Origin of the sequence: Granulicella sp. S156, from assembly GCF_009766105.1 — a bacterium.
In the GTDB taxonomy this organism is placed as follows: Bacteria; Acidobacteriota; Terriglobia; order Terriglobales; family Acidobacteriaceae; genus Granulicella.
This window is the reverse complement of sequence record NZ_LMUH01000005.1, coordinates 152,673-177,671: the sequence shown is the minus strand read 5'-3', so window position 1 is coordinate 177,671 and position 24,999 is coordinate 152,673. Positions and strand designations below refer to the sequence as shown.

21 protein-coding genes are annotated in these 24,999 nt (G+C 59.8%); 9 read left to right on the top strand and 12 right to left on the bottom strand.

Going from position 1 to position 24,999, the window contains the following annotated elements; all coding sequences use genetic code 11:
- Window positions 1-81 precede the first annotated feature (81 nt).
- Window positions 82-1,986 (top strand): ribosome biogenesis GTPase Der, encoded by a 1,905-nt coding sequence (gene der, locus GSQ91_RS02975; RefSeq protein WP_158819772.1) that lies wholly within the window; start codon window positions 82-84, stop codon window positions 1,984-1,986.
- 283 nt (window positions 1,987-2,269) lie between these two features.
- Here der and GSQ91_RS02970 read toward each other — a convergent pair whose 3' ends face one another.
- The 7 genes from GSQ91_RS02970 to GSQ91_RS02940 form a co-directional block, all read right to left on the bottom strand.
- The gene (locus GSQ91_RS02970) at window positions 2,270-3,388 is read right to left on the bottom strand and encodes a Gfo/Idh/MocA family protein (RefSeq protein WP_254064338.1); all 1,119 of its coding nucleotides are present in this window, start codon (window positions 3,386-3,388) and stop codon (window positions 2,270-2,272) included.
- Between the two features lie 81 nt (window positions 3,389-3,469).
- The gene (locus GSQ91_RS02965; RefSeq protein ID WP_158819771.1) at window positions 3,470-3,748 is read right to left on the bottom strand and encodes a hypothetical protein; all 279 of its coding nucleotides are present in this window, start codon (window positions 3,746-3,748) and stop codon (window positions 3,470-3,472) included.
- Between the two features lie 58 nt (window positions 3,749-3,806).
- Complete coding sequence (locus GSQ91_RS02960) at window positions 3,807-4,376, bottom strand: DUF2846 domain-containing protein (protein WP_158819770.1); 570 nt, start codon at window positions 4,374-4,376, stop codon at window positions 3,807-3,809.
- Window positions 4,377-4,506: 130 nt separating this feature from the next.
- Window positions 4,507-5,385, bottom strand: coding sequence for a LytTR family DNA-binding domain-containing protein (locus GSQ91_RS02955; RefSeq protein ID WP_158819769.1), 879 nt, complete (start codon window positions 5,383-5,385; stop codon window positions 4,507-4,509).
- Between the two features lie 78 nt (window positions 5,386-5,463).
- Window positions 5,464-5,946 (bottom strand): zinc ribbon domain-containing protein, encoded by a 483-nt coding sequence (locus GSQ91_RS02950; RefSeq protein ID WP_371417075.1) that lies wholly within the window; start codon window positions 5,944-5,946, stop codon window positions 5,464-5,466.
- A gap of 59 nt (window positions 5,947-6,005) precedes the next feature.
- Complete coding sequence (locus tag GSQ91_RS02945; protein ID WP_158819767.1) at window positions 6,006-6,329, bottom strand: hypothetical protein; 324 nt, start codon at window positions 6,327-6,329, stop codon at window positions 6,006-6,008.
- 71 nt (window positions 6,330-6,400) lie between these two features.
- Window positions 6,401-7,036 (bottom strand): RNA polymerase sigma factor, encoded by a 636-nt coding sequence (locus tag GSQ91_RS02940; protein ID WP_158819766.1) that lies wholly within the window; start codon window positions 7,034-7,036, stop codon window positions 6,401-6,403.
- 134 nt (window positions 7,037-7,170) lie between these two features.
- On the opposite strand from GSQ91_RS02940, the gene rlmB reads away from it, so the two are divergent.
- Both rlmB and GSQ91_RS02930 read left to right on the top strand, forming a co-directional pair.
- Window positions 7,171-7,974, top strand: coding sequence for a 23S rRNA (guanosine(2251)-2'-O)-methyltransferase RlmB (gene rlmB / locus GSQ91_RS02935; protein WP_158819765.1), 804 nt, complete (start codon window positions 7,171-7,173; stop codon window positions 7,972-7,974).
- A gap of 13 nt (window positions 7,975-7,987) precedes the next feature.
- A complete protein-coding gene (locus GSQ91_RS02930; RefSeq protein WP_158819764.1) occupies window positions 7,988-10,147 on the top strand; it encodes a hypothetical protein in 2,160 nt (719 codons plus the stop codon).
- A 51-nt stretch (window positions 10,148-10,198) separates the two neighbouring features.
- On the opposite strand, the gene GSQ91_RS02925 is transcribed toward GSQ91_RS02930, so the two are convergent.
- Window positions 10,199-11,329 (bottom strand): alpha/beta fold hydrolase, encoded by a 1,131-nt coding sequence (locus GSQ91_RS02925; protein WP_158819763.1) that lies wholly within the window; start codon window positions 11,327-11,329, stop codon window positions 10,199-10,201.
- Between the two features lie 852 nt (window positions 11,330-12,181).
- Between GSQ91_RS02925 and GSQ91_RS02920 the strand changes: the two genes are divergently transcribed.
- On the top strand, window positions 12,182-14,842 hold the full coding sequence (locus GSQ91_RS02920) for a glycoside hydrolase family 3 C-terminal domain-containing protein (protein WP_254064337.1): 2,661 nt from the start codon (window positions 12,182-12,184) through the stop codon (window positions 14,840-14,842).
- A gap of 137 nt (window positions 14,843-14,979) precedes the next feature.
- Here GSQ91_RS02920 and GSQ91_RS02915 read toward each other — a convergent pair whose 3' ends face one another.
- Window positions 14,980-15,513, bottom strand: coding sequence for an outer membrane beta-barrel protein (locus GSQ91_RS02915; protein WP_158819762.1), 534 nt, complete (start codon window positions 15,511-15,513; stop codon window positions 14,980-14,982).
- 120 nt (window positions 15,514-15,633) lie between these two features.
- Window positions 15,634-16,401: a hypothetical protein gene (locus GSQ91_RS02910; protein ID WP_158819761.1), complete on the bottom strand. Its 768-nt coding sequence runs from the start codon at window positions 16,399-16,401 to the stop codon at window positions 15,634-15,636.
- Here GSQ91_RS02910 and GSQ91_RS02905 point away from each other — a divergent pair.
- Together GSQ91_RS02905 and GSQ91_RS02900 are read left to right on the top strand one after the other, a co-directional pair.
- On the top strand, window positions 16,320-17,243 hold the full coding sequence (locus GSQ91_RS02905; RefSeq protein WP_371417074.1) for a helix-turn-helix domain-containing protein: 924 nt from the start codon (window positions 16,320-16,322) through the stop codon (window positions 17,241-17,243). The two genes, GSQ91_RS02910 and GSQ91_RS02905, sit on opposite strands and share 82 nt — an antisense overlap.
- The gene (locus GSQ91_RS02900) at window positions 17,230-17,781 is read left to right on the top strand and encodes a DUF6036 family nucleotidyltransferase (protein ID WP_158819759.1); all 552 of its coding nucleotides are present in this window, start codon (window positions 17,230-17,232) and stop codon (window positions 17,779-17,781) included. Before GSQ91_RS02905 ends, GSQ91_RS02900 begins: the two co-directional genes overlap by 14 nt.
- Window positions 17,782-17,859: 78 nt before the next feature.
- Here the strand turns inward: GSQ91_RS02900 and GSQ91_RS02895 are convergent, their stop codons facing one another.
- The gene (locus tag GSQ91_RS02895) at window positions 17,860-19,992 is read right to left on the bottom strand and encodes a radical SAM protein (RefSeq protein WP_158819758.1); all 2,133 of its coding nucleotides are present in this window, start codon (window positions 19,990-19,992) and stop codon (window positions 17,860-17,862) included.
- A gap of 303 nt (window positions 19,993-20,295) precedes the next feature.
- Between GSQ91_RS02895 and GSQ91_RS02890 the strand changes: the two genes are divergently transcribed.
- The 3 genes from GSQ91_RS02890 to GSQ91_RS25795 all read left to right on the top strand — a co-directional run bounded on the left by GSQ91_RS02890 (window position 20,296) and on the right by GSQ91_RS25795 (window position 22,224).
- Window positions 20,296-21,333 (top strand): VWA domain-containing protein, encoded by a 1,038-nt coding sequence (locus GSQ91_RS02890; RefSeq protein ID WP_158819757.1) that lies wholly within the window; start codon window positions 20,296-20,298, stop codon window positions 21,331-21,333.
- 92 nt (window positions 21,334-21,425) lie between these two features.
- The gene (locus GSQ91_RS02885) at window positions 21,426-21,935 is read left to right on the top strand and encodes a hypothetical protein (protein WP_158819756.1); all 510 of its coding nucleotides are present in this window, start codon (window positions 21,426-21,428) and stop codon (window positions 21,933-21,935) included.
- Between the two features lie 112 nt (window positions 21,936-22,047).
- On the top strand, window positions 22,048-22,224 hold the full coding sequence (locus GSQ91_RS25795; RefSeq protein WP_254064336.1) for a GIY-YIG nuclease family protein: 177 nt from the start codon (window positions 22,048-22,050) through the stop codon (window positions 22,222-22,224).
- 239 nt (window positions 22,225-22,463) lie between these two features.
- On the opposite strand, the gene GSQ91_RS02875 is transcribed toward GSQ91_RS25795, so the two are convergent.
- Window positions 22,464-24,953, bottom strand: coding sequence for an endonuclease MutS2 (locus tag GSQ91_RS02875; protein ID WP_371417073.1), 2,490 nt, complete (start codon window positions 24,951-24,953; stop codon window positions 22,464-22,466).
- Between the last annotated feature and the right edge of the window lie 46 nt (window positions 24,954-24,999).

Sequence of the window (24,999 nt, the reverse complement as noted above, 5' to 3'; positions counted from 1 at the left end):
ACCGAAAAGACTCCGGGGACGCAGAAGATGCGCATCGTTCATATAATGAAAGATGCGCTGTGGCGCGGAGGAATAAGCACCATGGCACCCAGACGCGAACAGAAAAAACGATTAGGCAAGAAGCATCGGCAGGCGAGCACGCGGCCGAAGCTGGGCAAGACCGCGCCTCGCGCGACGACGACGACCGGTGCGGTTTCGCCGAAGAAGCGCAAAGAGCTTGCAGCAAAGAAGGCCGCAGCCACAAAGGCCGCGAAGACACCGACACGCAGCCCGGAGAAAGAGCGGCACATCGTTCTGGGCAATCGCGACGTGAGCGGCGAGCAGCGGGGCCATGCGAGTGAGAAGCAGATTCCTCTGCGTCCTCGTGCCACGAAGAGACCGCTCGATCCTGAGGCCGCAGAGAAGCGCGAGTGGCGCGAGGCAGAGGCCCTGGCGACGGAACTTACTCTCGTCGAGGGAGCCGGCCATCACGAGCCCACACGGCTGCCACTGGTCGCGATCTGCGGCAGACCCAACGTTGGCAAGTCGACGCTCTTCAATCGCCTCACCCAGACGCGGCGCTCCATCGTCGGCGATGAGCCGGGCATTACGCGCGACCGCATCTACGGTGAGGTCGAGTGGGCAGGGCGCGATGTGCGGCTGGTCGACACGGGCGGCGTAGTTCCCGATGACGAAGCGCTCATTCCCGCCGAGATCTTCCGCCAAGCCAAAGTGGGCCTGGAAGAGGCCGACGCGATCATCATGGTCGTCGACGGACGCACGGAGCTGGCTGCACCGGACATCGAGCTGGCACGACTGCTGCTGCGCGGCGGAAAGCCTGTGTTCCTTGCGGTCAACAAGATGGATACCCCCGAGATGCTCGCGGCCGCGGAGAACTTTCGCCGCCTCGGGTTCAGAAATGTGCTGCCGATCTCGGCCGAGCACGCTGCAGGCATTGGCGACCTGCTGGACGAAGTATGGGCGGCGCTGCCGCCGGAGTTCGTTGCCGAAGAGCCGGAAGAAGCTATGGAAGGCTTCGAGGAAGAGTTTGAAGAGGATATGGATGGCGGCGGCGATCCACGCCCCGGACCGCAAGATCCTGAAGATGACACACTCGAAGAGTCCAAGCCAGGACGCCGGCTGCGCTCGCACGGAGAGCACATCTCCCGCGAGACAAAGATCGCCATCATCGGGCGGCCGAACGTCGGCAAGAGCACGCTGCTGAATGCGCTCACAGGCTCAGACCGCGCGATCGTCTCGCCGATTGCCGGCACGACGCGCGATGCCGTGGACGAAGTGGTCGAGCGCGAGGGCCACAGCTTCCGCTTCATCGATACCGCCGGCATTCGCCGCAAGGGCAAGACGAAGTTGATGGCTGAGAAGCTCAGCGTCATCATGAGCCGCAAGCATCTTGAAGCAGCCGATGTAGCGCTGCTGGTGATCGATGCGGCCGAAGGTGTAGCGGCGGCCGATGCGAACATTGGCGGCTATGCGCATGAGAGCGGGCGCAGCGTCATCATCATCGTGAACAAGTGGGATCTGATGACCGAGGTTGGCCCTGATGGCAAGCGGCTTCTCGATGGCAAGCCTCCAGCAGACCAGAAGATCTACGAACAACAGGTACGCGATTCGCTGAAGTATCTCGACTATGCGCCGCTGCTCTTCGTGACAGCCTCGGAGGCTAAGGGTATCGAGCAGGTGTTCAAGAAGGTAGAACTGGTTGCGCGCGAGCGCCGCAAGCGTGTCTCGACTGGAGCGATGAACCGCTTCCTGGACAAGATCGACTTCCAGCGGGCTTCGGTTCCGATGGCCAAGCGCGTCAGGATCTATTACATGACGCAGGCTGCGGTCGCACCGCCAACGTTCGTGCTCTTCACTGACCGCGATGTGAAGCTGCACTTCAGCTACGAACGATTCCTCGCCAATGAGATTCGCGACACCTTCAAGTTCATCGGCTCGCCAATCTGGTTCAAGGTGAAGGCCAGGAATAAGAAGAAGGCGGAGTGAAGTCTATCTAAATTCTGTCATCTCGACCGGAGCATGATGGCTTTATCGTCATGCGAAGTGGAGAGACCCCTCGATGCAGAGCGTGATGCAAATGTTTGTGGCGCGCTTTGCGTCTAGAGACCCCTCGATGCAGAGCGTGATGCAAATGTTTGTGGCGCGCTTTGCGTCTAGAGACCCCTGTATTTTGCCCGGAGTAGCAATGCCACCGCGAGCGAAATACAGGGGTCTCTCCACTTCGGTCGAGATGACAACTTTGGGGTGTGCCTATTGGACACAGAAAAGCTTAGTTCGGCAATGGCTTCAGCGTAACCGTACGTCCCGTCTTCGCCGACTCTCGTGCTGCATCGAGAATCTGCACCACGACCATATTCGTGTCGAGCGACGAGAGATCTCCATCCGGCTTGATCTCTCCACGCAACACGCCGGCCAGATAGTCGAGTGAGTTTTGCCGCTCCGGTGCGAGTGGGGGAGCGGTAATCACCGATTCCTCCCTTTGGCCTGCGTAGCGAACGCGCAGTTGCTCGGAAGCTACGGTGATGGCATAGCCCGTCGCCCCGTAGACTTCCATGTCCTTGCGAGCGAACGGCCAGTTCCAGGAGGGCATCAGCACAGCTTGGGCGCGCGGATAGTGCAGGATGATGGTCGCGTCGTCATCGACCTTGGGATAGATATCAGGTTTGTCGGTCTGGGCTACAGCGGTGACGCTGAGCGGTGCCTGACCGTGCATCAACTGCGTCATCAGATCCGCGCCGTAGCAGCCAAAGTCGAACATCGCTCCCGCGCCGTTCAGCACTGGGTCGGTGAGCCAGGGTAGCCACTCGGGACCAACGCCTATCTCTTTGGGTCCATTGTGCCCGTCATGGACGACGACCTTGCGCACGTCGCCGAGCTTGCCTGCGACGACTTGCTCGTAGGCCTCCTGGTTACTCGCGTACCAGGTCGTCTCATAGTTCACCAGTACCTGTACGTGGTGCTCAGCCGCGGCTTTGCGGATCGCGAGCGCGTCGGCCAGGGTGGTCGCGAGCGGCTTCTCCACCATGGAATTGATGCCGTGCCGCGCCGCCAGCTCAATCACTTTGCGGTGGTCGAGGATGGTCGTGTAGACCAGCACCGCCTGCGGATGCACCGCGTTGAGCATGGTCTCGGTATCGGTATAGAAGAGACCGTGATCCAGATGGAATCGCTTTTCATACTGAGCGGCAACGGCGGTATTGGGTTCGGCGATGCCTACAAGCTGAACGTTTTTGTCTTTGGACAGCGGGCCAAACAGGCCCTGCGCATGGCCATGCACCAGGCCCACGATCGCAACACGCACAGGTGCCGTTTGTGCGCTGGTTGATTGGATAAAGAGCGCTGTTGCAAGGACGAAGAGAGTACAGCGGATAAGCGAGGACGGTTTCACAGTGTTTACCTTTGAACAGTAAGAGTTCCCGATTGTCGTAGCCGCAAGAGATCGACTGCTCTCACGAGTTGACTTGCTTGATTAGTGGTCTATCACCTGGCGATGCCAATTCACCCACCAGCAGGCTGCGCTGCCTCCGCGCGGAAACAGGGAGCGGCTGCAGTCCATCATTTCGACATCGTTGAGGTAGTACGCCTCTTTATTACCCTTCATCTGCTCCGCCAGAACATGGACCACCTGTACCTGGCCCATGCCGGTGCCGTGAGCCATCCGCACCTTCCACACCACCCAGTCCACCAGATAGGCCACGATTACGGCTGCCAGCAGACCTACGATCGTTCTAAGCAGAATCCGTTTCACGAAGGCCACGCCTCATTATGCAACCAATCGATCTTATAGCTCACACCCTGACAAACGGTTACTTCGGGTGCGATGTAGCGTGCGTCGTTGTCTGCACAAGAAATCGGCCTTCGTCTTCGTCGACCTCTTCCAGGAACGGGATTCTGCGCTGCAATCGGGTAAGAGCGACGGTCATACGGAAGTAGTAGGTCTTGCCGGCTTCTACATTCAGCCGATGCAGAATAATTCCGTCTTGCAGTCCAAATTCTCCCTGGTGGGAGAGGCGAAGATCCCCCTCATCCTGGATGCTGGTACAAAGATGATGCGTGCCCGGATCCAGGACGAAGCTCATGTACGTCTGGTCCTGGGTAGCACCCATCCATTTGCCATCCGCCCTCATTCGCACCTTATCCATTACTTCCAGCAGTGGCTGTTCGGTGTCCTGGATGAGGAAGACCAGTGCTTTATCGGCGGGCGCCTGTGCGGGCGTCGCATTATCTTTCTTTACCTTGAAGATAATGTTCCGCGCTCCACAGGCAGCGACCGCCCCTGAAACGCTGGCCGGATTTACCTGTCCGAACGCCGGCACAATTGCCATTGCAAAAAGTAAAAACCCTGAAACAACTGGTACGGCAAGACGAACTTTCATGGACCTCTCTCTACGTGCACAGACAGGAATACAGCAGGGGGCCCTCAACTGTAGAGAAAGACGATACGTCCTCGCATCAAGTCTCATTTCTGAAAGCGCACTTCGAGATTTGTGTGCCAGCCAGCAAGGCTTATAGGTTGAACAACTCGCGCAGCCGCTTGGTCTGCGAGCGGCTCACCGGAATCTCGGTCTGCTTGCGGTCGTCCATGCGCAGTTGATACGACGACTTGAACCACGGCACAACCTCGCGGATGTGCTGGATGTTCACCACGAACGACCGGTGCGCGCGCCAGAACTGCTCCGGGTCGAGCTGATCCATCAACTCCTCCAGCGTGCGGCAGTTCGAGTCGCCCTCCACCGTTTTGGTCACCACCGAGATCCTGCCGTCTTCGATCGCGGCAAAGCAGACATCCTTCTGGTCGGCGAGCAGCAGGCGGCTCTGGGCGCGCACCACGACCTTGCCCGACTTCGAGAGATTGTGCGCACTACCCGCAGACGGACCCGAGGCCTGTGCGGCCTGCTCTTCTACCATGCGCAACAAGGCATCCAGTTTGGCGGCGGCGTCCGCTCCCAGGTCGCCGGGCGCTGCGTGTCCTGACGCTGTCTCGCCGTTTCCCGCTGCACTGGCCGCAATGCGTGTGCGCACCTTCTCCAGGGTCTTCACTACCCGCTTGGCGTCGAAGGGCTTCAACAGGTAATCGACGGCATTCACCTCAAAGGCCTTCACGGCGTACTGGTCGAACGCCGTCGCAAACACGACCTCCGGCAGATGGAACTTGCGGTCGAGCGCGAGCACCTTTTTGAGGACGGCAAACCCATCCAGCCCCGGCATGCGGACATCGAGAAAGATCACATCGGGCTTGTGGGTGCGGATGAGGTCCACGGCTTCGATGCCGTTGGTGCCCTGTGCAAGCACCGACACGTCGCCTGCGGCCTCCAACAGATACTGCAACTCCTGCCGAGCCAGCGGTTCGTCGTCGATGATCAGGGATGTGAGCGGTGTTGCCATTACGGCATTCTAGTCGTTATCCGGGGACACCAGCTTCGCAGTGGCTTCCGCGCAGCCAGGCAGGGACGTAGAGTAAGACTATTCCGTGTCGCTATACGCCCGCAGCCGCGCTGGAGCGTAATCCTCGGCGAGGTCATGGCCGCACTGTGTGCAGTACACGTCCGTGATCTTCGTGCCGCGATGGCATATGCCGCACACGGGAGCCATCTGGAACTGGCACTGCGGGCAGAAGTGATAGCCGCTCTCCATCGTCGTGGAGCAGTTGGGGCAGCGCGACAGGATCGGCTGCCGCAGCATGAAGTACACCACGGAGCCGATGCCACCGGGGAGAACCACGCACACCAGCATCCAGAGGCCCGCAGACATGCCGCGCCGCTTCACATCGCGGCTTACATAGCCGAGCAGCAGGGCATAGCTGGCAAAAAATGCGCCCCACCAATAGCCCGCCATCAGGCGCATGGGCAACAGCTCATGCTTGTGGTGCGGCATGACCCCGTGGAAGATGTACTGCATTCCCGCGAACAGTAGAATGGCCAGAACCATCGACCAACGCGGAATCATGAGTAGTTCCTGATCACCGCTAGAGGAAGGATCGCTCTGTCGTGATGTCCACCATTGGCTCATCGCGTCACCTCGCTGTTAGCCCGGTTGCGTCCGCGCTGGAACCAAACCAGGCCGAACAATACTGCCGTCACCGGCAATGACCACAACAGCAGGAGGAACATCTGATCGCTGGCATCGGGAAGGCCATTCGGGGCCAGATCATCGTAACCTTCAAGTACCGCCCATACGGCATAGCAGAGGCCCACCAACAGCACGGAGAAGATACCCAGAGGCACCCACAGGCTGCGCGAACGCTGCTTCTGTTCCTGCATGACCAGCGCCTGCTCCCGCACTACGCGGTGCGTGCGGTTCACGATCGAAGCGCGGGCGGTAAAGTTCATTGGCCCTTTCTGGTCTGTCGGATTCGCCGAGTTCCCCGAATTCGACGAAGGCCTGAAGCCTTGCGGAGAGCTCATGCCTTTACCTCGCAAGCTTTGGCTTCAGCCGCGCGGCGCTCGGCGCGAAGGCTGAGCAGCTGCGGCTTGAGGGAGGCAAGACCACGGTACAGCCGCGACTTGACCGTCGAAAGCGGCGCGCGCGTCACGGTAGCGATCTCTTCGAGCGACATCTCCTCGTGGAAGCGGAGCGTCAGGACCTCGCGATAGCTGGGTTCGAGCGTCAGCATCACTGTCGCAAGCTCTGCGGCGTTCTCGCGGTACTGGAACTGCTCCAGCGGCGATGGGCCTTCCTGCACGATCTCGAACGGGCGCTCGTCCTCGCCGCCGTCACGCATCTCATCCAGGCTGGCCATGGTGCGCTTGCGCGAGAGGTCGATGACCAGGTTGCGCGCGATGGTGAAGATCCAGGTATCGAAGCGGGCCTTGCCGTTGTACTGTGCGCCACGCCGCAACACACGAATCCAGACCTCCTGAAACAGGTCTTCGGCGACCTCACGCTTGCCCGTAAGGAACATCAGGTAGCGCATCAGCCGATGCTGATAGGTTTCGATGAGCTGGTCGAGAAGCTCGGGGTCCTGGCGCTTGAGACCACGCGCGATGGCAGCATTTTCACGCTCAACCTGTTTCGCGGCTTCGGCAGTCAGAACCATGGGTGTTCTCACCTCTGTATTGACGTGAGTTTATAAGGAAAAGTCTCTCCTGAATCACAAAATATGCGCTCTTTTCGCCTGGAACGCCTCGGACCTTTGGCCGCTAAGCCCTCTCCACCCGGTAAACTAGCTGGATGGACGTTTTGTACGGCCTGCACCCGGTAGAAGAGGCCATTCGCGCCGGCACGCGGCAACTGGATCACGTAAGCGTCGCACGCGAGCGGGAGGCCCGCCGTGATGCCCGTCTGGACGCGGTTCTGGAGCTCTGCCGGGCCGCGGGTATCCGCGTGAGCACTGAGCCGCGCGACCAGCTTACCCGCCATGCCAAGACCGACGCCCATCAGGGCATCGTCGCGTTCCTGCGCGAGCGCAAGTTCCTCGCGCTGGAAGACCTGCTGAAGGCGCCTGTAGGGCCCTCCGGTTTCCGCTTTTTTCTGGCCCTCGACGGCGTGGAAGACCCGCACAACCTTGGTGCACTGCTGCGCTCGGCCGATGGAGCCGGGATCGACGGCGTGATCGTGCCGGAGCGTCGCTCGGCCCCCTTGAGCGCGACGGTGGCGAAGAGCTCGGCGGGGGCCTCGGAGCATGTACGCATCGCCCAGGTGGTCAACATTACCCGCGCGCTGGAGACCATGAAGAAGCACCATGTCTGGATCGTCGGCCTCGACGAGCGCGGCACCCCCGACTACACCGACTTCGACTTTCGCCAGGACTGCTGCCTGGTGCTGGGCAGCGAGGGCGCGGGGCTGCATGACCTAGTAAAGCGCACCTGCGACCACTTGTTGCGCATCCCGATGGCGGGCAGCGTCTCGTCGTTGAATGTATCCGTGGCTGGCGCAGTTGTGATGTACGAGGCGATGCGCCAACGCCGTTCAGGTGCGGTTCAGGCCCCGCCTGCGTCCAAACCACAAAAGCCTCGTAAAGGTTTGGGATCGTGAGGAATCATTGACTTTGAGTTTGAAACGACTGCCTTGCGCAGTCGCGGCTACGCTCGCGCTGGCCGGGCTGGGTTTAGATCTGGGTTTTGCCGGCCTTGCCCGCGCACAAACCACTACTGCACAGCCCGCCGCACCGGCCTCCACACAGGACACCACCCCTCCGGAGCCGCCACCCCCACCCAAAGGCCAGGTCCTCTTCCAGAGCCACGGCACGCCCCCTGCGGCGACGCCCGAGTCCGAAGCCAATGGGCGCACGGTCCTCGCCAAACCCGCGGATAAACCGACCGGGCCGGAGCTCACGGACCTTGAGCGCTCTGCCCTTACCTTTACGGCCTACGATCTCGATGCACGCCTCGTCCCAGCGACCTCGCGGCTGGCCATGCGCGTACGCCTCACTCTCCGCAACGACGGCACGGAACCGCTAACGCGGCTCGCACTGCAGATTTCGTCCACTCTTAATTGGGAGACGGCAACGCTCGTCTCCAATGCCGGCAGCAAACCTCTCGACCTGACGCAGCATATGCTCGACACCGACGCCGACCACAGCGGCCAAGCGAACGAGGCGATCATCACGCTGCCCACGCCTCTCGCCTCCGGCAGGTCCCTGACCTTGAGCCTGTTTTACTCCGGAACGATCGCAGCCAACGGCGGCCGGCTGGAGCGCATCGGCGCTTCGCACGAGCAGGCAATCGCCTCCGACTGGGACGCGATCTCTCCAGAAGGAACTGCTTTACGCGGCTTTGGGGATGTGCTGTGGTACCCGGTGGCCTCGCCGCAGCTCTTTCTCGGCGACGGTAATCAGCTCTTCAACGCTGTCGGGCGCATGAAACTGCGGGAGTCCTCGGCGACGATCCATCTGCGGCTGGGGATCGAGTACACCGGCGAACCGCCGGTTGCGGTTTACTTCTGCGGACGCCGCCAGCCTCTTGTCGCGCTGAGCGACAGTGCCCAAACCCCAACCGCTGCGGGTTCCGGCGTTGCGACAGCGGAGTTCTCCGCCGAACCTCTGGGTTTCCGGATGCCGAGCCTCTTCCAGGTGGACCGGCCTGAGACGATGCTGGCGCCCCTGGCTGCGCCTTCCGACGTGCCGGCAGCGCCTGCGGTGACTCCGTCCGGGGCTTCTTCTAATTCGTCGTCCTCTTCCTCATCGAGTTCCTCTTCGACTCCCGCTCTGGTGACCCCGAACCCAGGTGCTGACGCAGCGAACGGCGATCCGCTGCTGGCTGTCGAGAGCACCGACGATGGTTCGCTGCCACCGCTCACCAACTCCACTGAGCGTGTCGCACCCCTGTTGGAGGAGTGGCTCGGGCCAAAGCCGCTGTCGGCCCTGACGATCCTGGATCATTCCGGGCAGCCGTTCGAAGACGGCCCACTGCTCGTTGCTCCCATCGCCGCACTGGCGGCATCGAACTCATCGCCGGCCCTGGTGCATAGCCTCACCCATGCCTGGGTACAGACCGGCCAGCCATGGATGGATGAGGGTCTCGCACAGTTCTTCAGCCTGTTGTGGATCGAACACGAACAGGGCCGCGACGCTGCTGTCGCGCAGCTCACCGCGCTGATGCAGCCGGTGGGCATCGCCGAGCCTGCCATCGAGTCGGGCAAGCCTGAGCCTGCGGGCGAACCGCTCATCGCAGCCACCTCGGAGCTTTACTACCGCCGCAAGGCAGCGGCGGTCTGGTGGATGCTGCGGGGTATCGTCGGAGACAAGCCGCTGCAACTCGCGCTGCGCGCCTGGCGCACCCGCACTCCCGGCACCACAACCCCGGAACAGGACGTGCTCGCCTTCGAAGCGTTGCTGGAGAAGACCGGCAAAGAACCTATTAACCTGCACTGGTTCTTCGACGACTGGGTGCTGCACGACCGCGGCCTCCCCGATCTTTCGATCACCGACGTAACACCGCGTCTACTGCCGGCAGGCCAGGGCCACAGCGCCGGCTGGCTGGTGGCCGTCACCGCACATAACGACGGCGCTGCCGCGGTAGAAGTGCCTCTTACGATCCGCTCCGGCACCTTCAGTACGACATCGCGCATGCGTGTGGCGGGGTTTGGCAATGCGACGGCGCGTGTTCTAGTGGAGGCTCCTCCAACCGAGGTCGTGCTGAATGACGGCAGCACCCCGGAAGTACGCACTTCAACGCATACTCGCGAGGTTGTGACGCACGCCCAGTAGTGAGCCTGTTACGAAACTCGTCGATCATCCCCTACTAATCCGCTCGCCTCGCTACTTTTCGACCCAGCGGTATCGTTGTGAGTCACGCACAGCATTTGCGAAAGCCTGTGACTGTGATCCCTGGGCAAAGAAGGTGCTGATGAGGCTCATAGAAGCTCCATTGGCTGTCAGGGCGCTAAAGACATGGTTGTCATCAGCGATGAACAGGAAGTGGTGGGGATATGCGCTGGCCAGCGCAATCTCTGTGCGATAGTCCACAGCTTCGTCATAGCGCCCCGCCAGCACAAACACGTCGGCCGGGCAACGGTGTAGGGCAGCAAAGTCGAAGGGTGGCACGGTGACCTTCCCAGCGTGCAGCATGTCGAGGAGTGGCTTGATCTCGAACGCTTGTGTCTCTGCCAAAGGATAGAGCTCTCCGTCCCCAAGATGGTCGAATGCGCCACTAGGGGCGATCAATTCCAAGACACGGACATCCTGCGGAATGATGTCTTTGGAGGCGTACATCGCGGCCATATCATCGACCTGATAATCCTTGCGAGCCGTTCGGTACGCTCCCATATTTCCCGCCGCGAGAGCATGGATCAGGTCGGCTCGTGCAGCGGCGATCTTGTCCGCCGATACGAAAAAATGCTGTCGCTGGAGCGTCATGAGAATCCCGATGCGCTCTTCCGGGTGGGCCTTTAGCGCGGACTGCAACTGCTCTTGAAGCGTGGTGTCTTGCCTGCCGAGATCGCTCCAGAAGGTGTCCAGCGGGATACCAAGCTCGGCGTTCAGGTATGGATTTACAGCCGATTGCGTGAAGACGCGCTCTACGTGGTCCGAATACTGTGAGAGGTACTGGTGAACGAGGTAGGCTCCCCCGGAGCGCCCATAGAGATAGACTCGGCCTTGTTCTCCAACAAGGGCTCTGCGCACAGATTCAACGTCACGGACCCACTCGCCGCTGTTGAACACCTTCCACGCTTTCGGCCAATCTGGTTTGCCGTCACTGCTGAGCGTGGCGTCGATAAAGGCCGGGGTTGTACCTCGTGTGATGATGCCGACCACGTTCACGGCGTCTCCGAAGGTGCTTTCTCTTAGTGCCTTCATCGCCCCTGTACGGACGTAAAACTGCTGTCCATCGGCGATCACGAGCACTGTCGGTTTGGCAGGATCGAAGGGAGCAGCATAATCCAATGCCAACCTCGCAGTCCCCAGTGCGGGCTCCTCATAGGAAAGAAGGACGCTTATAGATGTGGGCGCAGGGTTGTGCTGCGTCTCAGCAGAGCCTATACAAAGGAGAACTGAGCAGACGAGCAACCGGAGAGCATGAGGCATTCTTTGGATACCTTCCAAACCTGCTGTGATGAGTGCGCTTTCCCACCAATACGCAAGTTCTGGGAGGCAGGTTCCACGAAAAGTCTACTTGTGGCGAGATGGGTCCTGGTAAACGCTCCTTCTCGTCATCTAACTTCCGGTTTGCTGCCAACTCACAGGTGGGCCAGCGCTACAATCTTCCACCGACCAGGGAGTTTCGTAACAGTCTCGTAGCGCCAACCTGCACCGGCCCACCAGGCACCACAGTTGTAGTCATGAGCTGGCTCCCAAGCTTGTCATTTCTACCCACGAAATACAGGGTTTCTAGACGCAAAGCGCGCACAGACATTTGCATCACGCTCTGCATCAAGGGGGTTTCTCCACTCCCGTTGGTCGGTCGAAATGACATCTCTAGGGGTGAACTCATGAGAACAACTGCAGTACCACGCGATTTATATTCAAGATACGAAATATATAGCTCATATTCGAACTATTAAGGAGGCTCCTCGAGCCTCCTTTCTGCATTTACGCCCATAGATAATCGATATTTTGCCGTAAATTTACGGCATCACGCTGGGCAGGCATGACAGTAATTTTAGTTGTGTGCTAAAAATTATCTTCAGCTTGAAAGATTCGGATAGTTACCCAGGTAAAACTGGGGGACTTGCGTGACAAAGCTCTGAGGGTCCTAAGCAATCAGCCACGCGATCCATCTTGCGACAGAGAAAAGGATTAAACATGTCAGTGAATCGAAATGTCGTGCGCATAGCTGCGCTAGCGTTACTGATGGGCGGTTACTACGCGTCGGCCCAAAGCCCCTCGTTTCCTGAGGCAAAGACTTCGCTGCTGCCCTACCAGGACACGACGCTGCCCGCAGAGCAGCGAGTCTCCGATCTGGTCGGACGCATGACGCTCGACGAGAAGGCCGCGCAGTTGGTCAACAGCGCGGCTGCGATCCCGCGGCTTGGCGTTCCGGAGTACGACTACTGGAGTGAAGGCCTCCACGGTATTGCGCGTTCCGGCTATGCGACGCTGTTTCCGCAGGCCGTGGGCATGGCGGCCACCTTCGATGAGCCGCTGCTCCACCAGATTGGCGGGGTCATCTCTACGGAGGCGCGCGCCAAGTACAACGACGCTGTCGCTCACGGTCTGCGCTCCATCTTCTACGGGCTGACGATCTGGTCACCGAACATCAACATCTTTCGCGACCCGCGCTGGGGACGTGGACAAGAGACCTACGGCGAAGATCCCTTCCTGACAGCCCGGCTCGGGACCGCATTCGTCAAAGGGATACAAGGCGACGATCCTAATTACTATCGCGCCATTGCAACACCGAAGCACTTCGCCGTCCATAGCGGCCCGGAGAGCGAGCGCCATCGTTTCGACGTCGATCCTAGCGCTCACGATCTGTGGGACACCTACCTTCCCGCGTTCCGAGCCACGATCGTCGAAGGCAAGGCTGACAGCATTATGTGCGCCTACAACGCGATCGATGGCAAACCCGCATGCGCCAGCGATCTGCTGCTGGGCGAGGTTCTGCGCGGCGATTGGGGATTTAAGGGGTTTGTTACCTCCGACTGCGGCGCGATCGACAACTTCTTCGAGAAGGACGGGCACAAGTACTCCAAGGATGCGGAACAGGCCTCGGTCGCCGGCATTCGCGCCGGCACCGACACCAACTGCGGTGAAACCTATAGCAAGAACCTCGCCAGCGCCGTCCGCAAGGGAATGATTCAGGAGAGCGAGCTCGATGTTTCTCTGCGCCGCCTGTTCCTCGCGCGATTCAAGCTGGGTCTCTTTGACCCGTCCGCTAAGGTCAAGTACGCGTCCATGCCCATCACGGAAAACATGTCGCCCGCCCACACCGAACTGGCCCTGCAGGCCGCGCGCGAGGCGGTAGTGCTGCTGAAAAACGAACATCACACACTGCCGCTGGACACGCATGTGAAGACCATCGCGGTGATCGGGCCCAATGCCTCCTCACTTTCCGCCATCGAAGGCAACTACAACGCGATACCTAAAGACCCCATCATGCCGGTCGACGGCATCGCGCGTGAATTCAGCGGTGCCAAGGTGCTGTATGAACAGGGCTCGCCCTATGCTGAAGGCGCGGCAGTGGTGATTCCAAGGACCCAGTTCCGTGCCGCACAGGGCTCGCAGGAGCAGGGCCTGAAGGCCGAGTACTTCAACAATGACAGCTTGCAGGGCCCGCCGGCGTTCTCGCGCGTAGACCGGCAACTCGACTTCGACTGGGATGCAGCATCGCCTGTCCCCTCCCTCAACATGAAGGCCTTCTCAGTGCGCTGGAGCGGCACCCTACAAGTGCCTGCGCCCGGCGACTATCTCGTCGCTCCACGGAACGCGCAGTGGTGGCCTGTTAATGGCGCAGAGAAGTTCACGATTAAATTCGACGGCAAGGACATGGGCTCTTCCACCGCCAAGCTGCACTTTGACGACACCCGGCCACACGCGATTGAGATCACGTACTCGCATAAGGCGGAGCTATTCGGCGGCGAATTTTCGCTGAGGTGGACTCCCCCTGTCGAGCCACTACGTGCCCAGGCGATGGAAGCAGTGAAGCGTGCAGATGTCGTTGTGGCATTCGTTGGGCTGTCTCCTGAACTGGAGGGCGAGGAGATGAGGGTGGACATCCCGGGCTTCTCGGGCGGCGACCGCACCGATCTTGGCCTGCCTCCCGCGCAGCAGCAATTGCTGGAAGCCGCCAAAGCAAGTGGCAAGCCGCTGGTGGTCGTGCTGCTCAGTGGCTCGGCGGTGGCGGTGAATTGGGCCCAGGAGAATGCCGACGCCATTCTTGAGGCATGGTACCCCGGACAGGCTGGGGCACAGGCGATTGCGGAGACGTTGAGTGGAAAGAACAATCCCAGCGGGCGCTTGCCGGTTACTTTTTATCGCAGCGCAAATGATCTGCCGCCCTTCACCGATTACTCCATGGCAAACCGGACCTATCGCTACTTCAAGGGCAAGCCGCTGTATGAGTTTGGGTATGGCCTGAGCTACTCGACCTTCAGCTACTCCAATGTGCATTTGAGCAAAGAACACCTCGATGCCGGTGACACCCTGCACGTTGAAGCCGACGTGAAGAATACGAGTGCTCGCGCTGGCGATGACGTTGCGGAGCTGTATCTGACGCCGCCGCAGGATGGCGTCTCTCCGCTGCGATCCCTGGAGGGCTTCGAGCATGTCCATCTTCTTTCCGGACAGAGCAGGCATGTGAGCTTCACGCTCGATCCGCGCCAGTTGTCTGAAGTCGATGCGAAGGGCGTACGAGCAGTAAGAGCGGGAGCTTATTCCATCACTGTTGGTAGTGGGCAGCCAGATCTCGGCAAAGATGTCTCGGCGCAGTTCACGATCGAGGGCCTGCGGGAGCTGCCTCGCTAGAGGTGGCGAACGGCAAACACCCTAAAGCCTTGACGCAACGTTCGCAAAGGGAGCAAAGTTTCGCCACAGTATTCGTTGCGAAACTTTGCGTCTTTCCTTTGCGAACGTTGCGTCAAGGCTTTAAGGGCAGGGCGTCTTCAGAACAAACGCACCACCACGCCGATGCCGAACTGCTGCACTGTCTGGTGGCCGGAGCCGAAGACAGCGCTCAGGCGACCGATGCCATACTCACCGCGTAGGGCTATGTGGGGTATGAGAGTGTAGTCCGCGCCAAACTGAAACTGGCTGACGAAGCTGCCCGTGTTGGTGCCATAGTTCGTGCCGCCGCCACCGACCTCGGCCTGCACGTAAGGCTGGAGGATGGGTGCACGCAGCGCCAACCGCAGCCCAGCGAGTCCTTGGTTAATATGACCGTCGCTGGACGACTGCGTCTCATAGCGCGCGTCACCACCAAAGTTCAATGGACCGAGACGTACGAAGTTGTCATAGACGCCGAAGGTGCCGCCGCCGCCCGTCAGGCTGCCACTGCTGCCCCCACCCGTATCGACGCCTCCGATATGGCCGAGACTGCCCATAGCGTAGATTCCGACCTGCGCCTTTGCGGTTGCTGAGACCAGGGCAGCCAACAATAGAAAGAACCCCACGTACCGTTTTGTCGTGAAGATGCTCATGGCAAGACCCCCCGTGGCTGTATATGCCAATGCCAGATTGACGCAATGGGCCTTGGAAAAGCTACTCAGAGAACAACAGGGGTATCAGGTTGTTCACGGGGCAAAGTCTTGCGTATGCCCTTATTTCGAAGCAGCAACCATCTCCGCGACTCGCATCATGCTGTTCTGGTGCACGCGAATGAAGCCGGAACGTGGGCTATCGAGATCAAGAATGAGCGTAAGGACGACACCCACGACCAGGGGCAGGATGGCGAGCAACAGCTTCGACCGCGACGTGACGCTGATGCCGACCAGCGCACTCGAAACGAATCCCATGAACAGCAGCATCGCCCACGTCATCGCCGGGATACGATTCTCCAGCGCGGCGGTTCGCTTCTCCGTGACATCGATCGTGTCGTTGAGCGATGAGACGAAGAGCGCAGTGACGGGATCGCGATGGGCCGCGGTATCTCCAGAGGCGATCGCCCATATCTGCGCTTGAAGCTCGCTGCTCTGCGCAAGGCTGTGCTGCACCGCATCGGCATCGTTTCCGGCGGCTACGAACTCCAGGCGCGCAGGAACGTATTGCTTGAGCAACTGCCGCTCGGCACCGCGTGCGGGTTCGGCCAGGGTGTCGGTGCGCAGCCAGGTGGTGCCGATGGCGTTGGCCTCTTCGACCTCCAACTGTTTGCGCAGATCGTAGCGGTTGACGGCCATCGCAAAGCTAAAGCCAAGCAGCAGAGCCAATAGTCCCAGCACCGCGCCTTCGAGCGTCTTGTAGGAGCCAGAATCATGCTCAACCGCATTGGTCCGCCGAGAACGAATCCATGAGCCGAACAGACTTCCAGCAAACAGGAAGAGGACGACGACCGGGCAGAAGAGAAAGGGATGGTTCAGCAGAAACTGCATGGCGGCAGTGTACAGAGAAAAGAAGGAAGTCTGGCACTCAAGTTCATCTACGGATAAATCAGCATCTTGGCCGAATATCTTTCGAAGGGTTCCCTTTCTTCAATACGTCGCCAGTCATTAGATTAAATATAACATTATTTGTTATATTTAATCTAATGACTGGCGACGAACTAAAAAGCGTGCGTCTGGCTTTCTCCTGGACTCAGAATGACGCCGCAGAGCGACTTGGAGTTACGCAGGCCTACCTGTCGATGGTGGAGCGGGGAACTCGTATTGTCTCCGCCGATCTGGCATCGCGTGCGGTGCGAGTCTTTGATGTGCCTCCGACAGCTCTACCCTTGGCTGAATACCGGCAGCACTCTCGCAATCCGGGTTGGTTCAAAAAGCAATTGGGCTCACTCGGGTATCCGGGATTTGCTTATCTGCGAGCGACGACGAAGTCCAATCCTGCGGAGTTGTTGATGGAGGCACTGGATACGCAAGACCTCGACTCTCGTGTCGTGGAAGCGCTACCCTGGCTACCGCTCGCCTTCCCTCAGATGGATTGGGTTTGGCTGGCCCTCAACGCCAAAGTCTATGATCGCCAAAACCGCCTCGGCTTTGTTGTCGATCTGGCGACGCAATGCGCTCAGAGACTGGATCGTTCCGATGTCGCAACCCAGCTCGTGCAGCCGCTCAAAACATTGGAGCGGTCGCGACTAGCGGCAGAGGACACTCTCTGCAAGGAATCGATGACACAAGTCGAGCGAACGTGGCTGCGAACGCATCGATCAAAGACGGCAGAGCATTGGAATCTGCTGTCCGATCTCACAGTGGAGCAACTGGACCATGCCATCGCCTAACAGACCGCCCGAACCATGGAATTCCTTTCTCCAGAAGTTGGATTCCGCGGTCGACACAGCCGTTCGCCTCGATTGCATTGGCGGTTTCGTGGTTACACAGATGTATGGACTAGATCGTCCTACAGCCGACGTAGATGTGGTGGAACTTGCTCCTCGCAATGCTGCCGAAACCATAATGAATCTTGGTGTTCGCGGAGGATCGCTTCACAAGAAGTACCGTGTCTACCTCGATCGGGTTGGAGTAGCCCATGTCCCTGAGAACTATGAAGATCGGCTCACCGAGATGTTCTCAGGCACCTACAGGTATCTTCGACTGATGGCTCTTGACCCTTATGATCTGGCTCTTTCCAAACTCGAAAGGAATAGTCAGAAGGATCGCGACGACCTTCGATTCCTCGCTCGGACTGTTCCCTTCAACCTTGATCTACTTAGAAGCCGTTACTCGACCGAGTTACGCTGGCAGCTTGGTGTCCCCGAACGAGAAGATCTAACACTACAACTATGGGTCGAGATGATCGAAGAAGACCGGATACCCTAACAATGACAAAAGGCCACCCTTGCGGGTGGCCTTTTTGTCATTGCTTATTGCGCGAAGCGCGTCCAGCATACGCAGTACCTAGTCGCCGGCTACGGTCTCTTCGATGCTGCTGACAACCTCAGCCTTGCTGACTGGGGCTGCGGGCTTGATGCCGCCCAGGCCACCGATCTCGCCGATTGCAACAAAGCCACCAGGCATTTCAGGCTCCTGGAGGATCTCCTTGCGATACAGCTTGGCCATACGAGCGTTTTCGGCGTCCTGCTTCAGCTTCGCGTCGCGTGCGCGGATCTTCTCTTCGCGCGCGTTCTTGGCGATGCCGCTCTTGTCGAAGGTGTCGTTGGCAGCCGAGTCCACATGCTCCTGGTTGAGCACGAGGTCGTACTTGGCTTCCTTCTCCAGGCCGACTTTCTTGCCACCCGCGAAGATCTCATGCCGCCCGTGCTCCTCATACCACTTGGTGAGCGACGAGGTCATGTGCATCTTCTCGATGATGTTGCGCCAGCCCACACCCGTGTTGTACGCGCAGAAGCTGATCTCGCCCTCCTGCGTCGCGTACGGGATGATGCACTGCTCGGTACGGCGGAAGTCGTAGTTGAAGAGATCCTGGAACCACATGCCGGCGATGAAGAGGAAGTTCCAACGATCGGCGCGGCGCTTCTCGATGTCTGCCTGGGTGCGGTCCGCAGTGACCTTGCCGTAGTTGCGGCCGGTCGCGCCGAAGCACTTATCGAACTTGGTCAGCAGCGAGAAGATGCTGAAGTGGGTGGGAGCGTTCTTCGGCTCGTAGTTGCGGATGAGCGCAAGGCCGGCGCCCAGCATGGTCAGGTACTTGCCACGGGCTGCGTCATTGACGCGGGCGATGTCCTTGGCCAAACGGTCGGCGTTGAGGAATGCCGTAACGGGCACAGCTTCCTTGGTTTCCTTATCGATCATCAGCGCCATGCCGATGCCGCAGTTCGGGTGGCAGCCGCAGGAGAGCTGGCCCCAGTCGTGGTTCGGTCCGTGCACCAGATCGGCCCAGTCGCTGAAGGTCGACATGAAGCTGATGGGGAACCAGTCGCGAACAGGCTCGCCGAGACCGGTCTGGTTCTTGACGTCATGCGCAAGGTGGCTGAGCGTGTAACGCTGCGCCATGCGGCGCTCGTCGGAGACCTCTTCGTCGCGGCCCGTGAAGCTGACCGGCTGGAAGCTGAGGAAGTTGATCTTCTTGGGGTTGTCGAGAGCGAACTCGATGATGCGGCCAACCTGCTCGTTGTTGATGCCGTTGATGATGCAGGTGACGGGAACGATATCCACACCAGCCTCATGCAAGTTGTGGATCGCCTGGAGCTTCACATCGAACGAGTTGCCGACCTTGCGATGCGAGTTCGCCGCATTGCCGATACCGTCGAACTGCAGGTACGCGTAGCGCAGACCCGCTTCAGCAGCAGCCTTCGAGAACTCCTTGGACTTCGCGAACTCGATGCCGTTGGTCGCAGCCTGCACCGAGGTGTATCCGACCTTGCGGGCATAGGCAACCGCGTCGAGGAAGTAGGGGCTCAGCGTGGGCTCGCCGCCCGAGAACTGTACCGACATCTGGCGCTTGGGCTTGATGGTGACCGCGTTGTCGAGCATGGTCTTGATCTCGTCCCACGTAAGTTCGTGGACGAAGCCGACCTGGTTGGCGTCCATGAAGCAGGGATCGCACATCATGTTGCAGCGATTGGTGAGATCGATGGTGAGCACCGAACCGCGGCCGTGGGTAACGGTCGACGTGCCGTGGTTGTGCAGCTTCTCATCGTTGTGGGCGCGGATGTCGCGGCCCGGGAAGACCTCTTCGAGATGCTTGAAGAAGGCCGTGTCGATGGACATGACGTCTTCAAAGTGGCCGTGGATCGGGCAGTCCTTGACCATCAGGATCTGGCCGTCGCGCTCGATGATCTGGGCCTTGATCTCGCCGACCTTCTCATTGAGAAGGATCTCGTGGGGCAGCTTGCCGTCGACGATCTGCTGGCGAATCTCAGGAACGCACTTGGGGCAGAGCGAGTCGGTCGTACGGGGCCAGCCGAGAGGCGGCTTTTCCTTCTGGTAAGACTTCAGCAGGGGCTTATCGCTCCACTTGGGCGTAAAGCTCTTGTTGGGGCTGATCGAATTCAGCTTGTTGAATACACTCCAGCCAGCCTTTGCGCCGAGGACCACACCTTTTTCAAAGAGCTTCGTTGCCTTTGCCATATCTTTAATATCTCCTGAAGGGTTCGCCACTGACCTTACTGGCGGCGACCGTGTCGTATCTAAGCCTACACTGCTAAGTCATAGCCCAAGAAGTACTTTGCGGGGTTCGCCTCTTGCGCTTCGCCATGAATCCAAGGCACGGTTCCCCTGCATCGTCCAGCCTAGTCACCCAGCCCCAGGAAGTCCCCGAGAAAACAGCGAACGGCGATATTTTGCAGCGAACGGGGATGGAGCTACCCCCAGCGGACACCCAAAAACGACCCCATACCAACCCCAGGTAACCAGTCCCCTTACACTTGTTCCATGCGCTGTCGTCTTGCCAGCCTCCTGCTCTTCGGTACAGCGCTGGGGCTGCATGCCCAAACCGCAGGCCAGAATCAGCCGTCGACACCGACCTTACAGGTGCAGTCGCAGCTTGTCCTTGTGCCCACGACCGTCGAAACCGGCAAGGGCGAAGTGATCTATGGGCTCAAGGCCTCCCAGTTCATCACCGAAGATAACGGCGTGCGGCAAGATGCTCGCCTGGAAGATACGACAAACGATGCACGCCCTCTTTCGCTCGTGGTTGTGGTGCAGTGTTCGCGCTCGGCGGAGCGCGAGTTCCCGAAGTTGCGCGGTCTGGTGACTATGATCACGGCGCTGGTCGGGGAAGCCCCAACCGACACTGCGGTCGTGCAGTTCGGTACAGGCGAGGAGCTGATCTCCGGTTTCACACGCGATCCTGCGGCACGAGACAGAGCCTTGGACAAGCTGGCTCCATGCAAGGACGACGACGGTGACACGATCTTCGATGCGGTCGACTACGCGAACACGCTGCTCGATAGCCACCACACCCCAGGGCGCCGCGCCATTCTGCTTATCAGCGAGACACGCGACCATGGCAGCGACATGAAAGCCGCCGACGTAATCCGCGAGCTGGGCAGCTCGAACACCGTGGTGGACACCGTGTCATTTTCTCCAGTCAAATCGCAATTGGTCGACGAAGTAGAGCATGGCCCACCACCGGGAGCTACCATGAACTTGATTCCCCTGATGGTGATGGCTGTCGAGGCCACGCGCAAGAATGCTCCGAAGGAGTTCGCCGGCCTCTCCGGTGGCGAATACATCAACTTCACCACGCAGCGCGGCTTCGATCGCAGCCTGAGCACGCTGTCCAACCACGTCCACAACTACTACTTATTAAGCTTTGTGCCGAAGTTTCCGGCAGACGCTTTGGGCAGCCATGCCGCTGCGCCTGGCCTGCACAGGCTCAGCGTGAAGATTCCCGAGTACCCTTCGGCGGCGGTACGCCACCGCGAATCCTATTGGGCCAACGACATTGTTGCTTCACCTGCGAAGTGAAGCCAACACTCTCCTTGTCTCCCCGCATCTGAGTACTTAATCTATATAGATACTGCTGCGCAACAGCCGCAGATTCAGGAGAGACATCTTTCATGCGTTGGGGTACGACTGTCAGAACAGCTGCGTGCGCCGCACTGATGGCAACGACGATGGCCGCCACGACTTCCGCCGAACCGCTGCCTTCGCAACTGGCTGGCACGTGGCGAATTACGCGTGTGCTGCCCACAAAAAATACTGCCTGCTGGAGTTCCGAGCAGGCGCAGCCGCTGGTCGGTTCGACGCTGACCTATGGCAATAAGACGATGCGCTGGCGCGGCGGCCCGGTGCCGCTTGAAGACATCGACACACGCCAGGTGACGGACAAGGAGTTTCGCAAGGAGAGCGCTGGTGCTGACTTCGAACAGCTCGGCATTCATTCGCCGAAGGTGTTGGAGGTAGATCTGCAGCACGAGGATGCCGACATTACCGGAGCTTCCACCGAGGTGCCCGGTGACTCGATCCTGCTGGTTGCGCCGGGACGTATTGTTGTCAGCGCCTGCGGGGTTTACTTTGAGGCCACGCGTGGTATCGCTCAGAAGGCAACGGCGACAGCCCATCGGTAGAAACTTGCTGTTGACGTTGTTTTTATTTTTGTTTTTCTAGTTTGTCATTCCGAGCGCAGCGAGCGAACCTGCTTTCTCCCGCTTTTTCTTAACACTAGTTACACTGCTTGCGATGCAAAAACGTGAATACCAGTTCTACGTTTACATTCTGAGCAGCCGGTCACGAAATCTCTACATCGGGATGACGAACGACCTGATCCGCCGCATCGCAGAGCATCGTGAGATGAAACCGGGAGCATATACGGCTCAATACAACATTCAACGGTTGGTGTACTTCGAACGGTTTTAATACGTCCGCAACGCTATTGCGCGTGAGAAGGAGCTTAAGGACTGGACTCGCGACAAGAAGATCACACTGATTGAAAAGGTCAATCCAACATGGGAGGATTTTGCGGCGGAGTGGTGAAAGCCGGCTTTGTGCTGGCACGAGCGAAGAACGGGAGAAAGCAGGTTCGCTCGCTGCGCTCGGAATGACAAACTAGAAAAACAAAAGCAACGTCAGCAGCAAAAACAGCGGCGATCGAATCATCACTGCCGCAGCTCCACCATTGTCGCGCCCTGGCCGCCCTCGTTATATGGTGGCTCCGTCACAGAAGCTACATGCGGATGGTTCCGCAGGAACTCTCGCAGCGTCCGCCGCAGTATGCCCATGCCGACGCCGTGCACTACGCGGATGCTCGGCAGCCCTGCCAGAAATGCGCGCTCCACGAAGCGTTCGACCTCGCTCTCAGCCTCGTCCGCAGTGCGGCCGATGACGTTGATCTCGGAGGTCATATACTCTGCATCGTCTGAGCCGCTCGAAGTTGAAACCGTAACGCCGCCACGCCGACGCGCGCTTTGCACTGGGGTTTCCTTTGCTACGGCCACAACCTCTGCGATATCGCTGCGCGGCACGCGCATCTTCATCGCGCCGACGGCAACCTCCAGCGTCTTCGCATCGATCACCCGCGCCACGCGGCCTTCGCGCCCCAGCGACTTCAGCCGCACGAGATCGCCTACAGCAGGCTCGCGCTGACGGTCCGCTGCCTTCTTCTTACCCCCCTGATCGCTTTCAGCATGTGCCACCACAGTGGACTGAAACTGCTCCGAAAACTCGCGCCGCAACTGCGCGATGCGCAGCGCAGAATCGCGCGCAATCTTCTGCGCGACAGTCTTGTCGTCGATGGCTTTCACCGTGTCACGAAGCTGTGACTCGAAGTCCTCGATCAGCGACTTGAGTTGCCGCTCCAGCTCACGCGTGCGTGCCTGCTGCTCGGCGCGGCCTTCGATCGCCAATTTCGTGCGCTCCGCGTCCAATTTTTTCTGCAGCTCCGCAAGCCCTGAGCGTTCGTCCTTCGCCGCTGCCAGCTGAGCATGGAGCTCATCGAGAAACCGGCCGATATCGATCTGCTGCGTGGTCATCTGCGCGCGCGCATTCGCAACGATCGCGGGATCGAGGCCCAGCCGCGCGGCGATGTTCAATCCCGCTGAAGCTCCGGGCACACCAAGCCGCAGCTCGTAGGTCGGCGCAAGCCGCGCTTCGTCGAAGCCGACCGCCGCATTCAGCACGCCCTCGTGCTTGGTCGCGTAAACCTTCAGCGAGGTGAGATGCGTCGTGATGATGCACCACGCGCGGCGGACGAGAAAGTGCTCCGCCACGGCGACGGCCAGTGCCGCACCTTCTTCAGGATCGGTCGCGGAGCCCAGCTCATCGAGCAGGACCAGTGACGTGTCATCGGCGATGCGCGCAATGCGGTCGACATTGACGACGTGAGCCGAGAAGGTGGACAGGTTCTGCTCAATCGACTGCGCATCGCCGATATCCGCATAGATCGCTGTAAACAGCGGCAGCCGCGCACGCTCCGCAGGGACAGGAATTCCCGCCTGGGCCATCAATGCGAGTAGACCTGCGGTCTTGAGCGCAACGGTCTTGCCGCCGGTGTTCGGCCCGCTCACGATCATCTGCCGCATCCCCAGAGGCAGCGCAATCGTCAGGGGCACAATGCTCGCCTCTTGTTCGCGTAGCCGCAGCTCCAACAAGGGATGCCGCGCGGCCAGTAGTTCAAGCTCATTGCCGGCGGCTTCATCCTCTCGAACATCTGCGGAGACAAACACCGGCCGCACACACGCGAGCTCTTCCGCAAAGCGCGCTACGGCCTGGTGCGCATCGGCCTCCGCGAGTATGGCAGCGCCCAACAACAACGGCTGGGCCTGCGCCGACACCGCGCGCGTCATCGCCACTAGAATCCGATGCACCTCAGCCTGCTCTTCGTCGAGCAGCCGCACCAGCTCATTGTTCTGCTCGATCGTCTCCATCGGCTCAACAAACACAGTCTGGCCGCTGGAGCTTGAACCGTGCACCACGCCGCCAACCTTGCGTTTAAACTCGGCCTTCACAGGGATGACGAAGCGCTCGCCGCGCACTGTGATGAGGTCATCCTGCGTGCTGCCGCCTTCGGATAGCTTTGCCAGGGCCCGGCGCAGGCTGTCTTCGATCGCGCGATGCTGCCGCTCCATGGCCCGGCGGATGCGACGCAGCTCCGGCGAAGCATCATCGCTCAAGCTGCCATCAGCCTCGATCTTCCCGCGCAAGAAGCGCACCAAATCGCCCAGGTCGTGCATCAACAACGGCGCCGACAGCTCTTCGATAGCGGGCCACTTGCCCTGCACCGCACCCGGAGGGGCAAGAATCACCTGCCGCCAAGCCTCGACGCGCTCCGCCAATGCCAGCGCTGACAGCAACTCCGCAGGCTCCAGCGCCGAGCCTTCGATCCGTGCCTTGTCCAGCACGTCGGACGGATCGAAGATGCCACGAAACTGAAACCCGCCTCCGCCTGTAATCAGGCGGCGCATCTCTGCGGTGCGTTGCTGTTGTTGTTCAATCCAGGCCAACTCGGCTGAGGGCTGAAGTGCCAGCACACACGCACGCCCTAACGGCGACTGCGCGCGTTCGGCAAGCTGTTGCTGCAGGTCATTCCATTGCAGCGCTTTCGCGCCGATCTCGGACAACGGAGCCGGGGTTTGAGACAAGAGTTCCACCTCTCTAGGATACGGCTCCCAGTCCCAACGTCGCGCCTGACGAGGA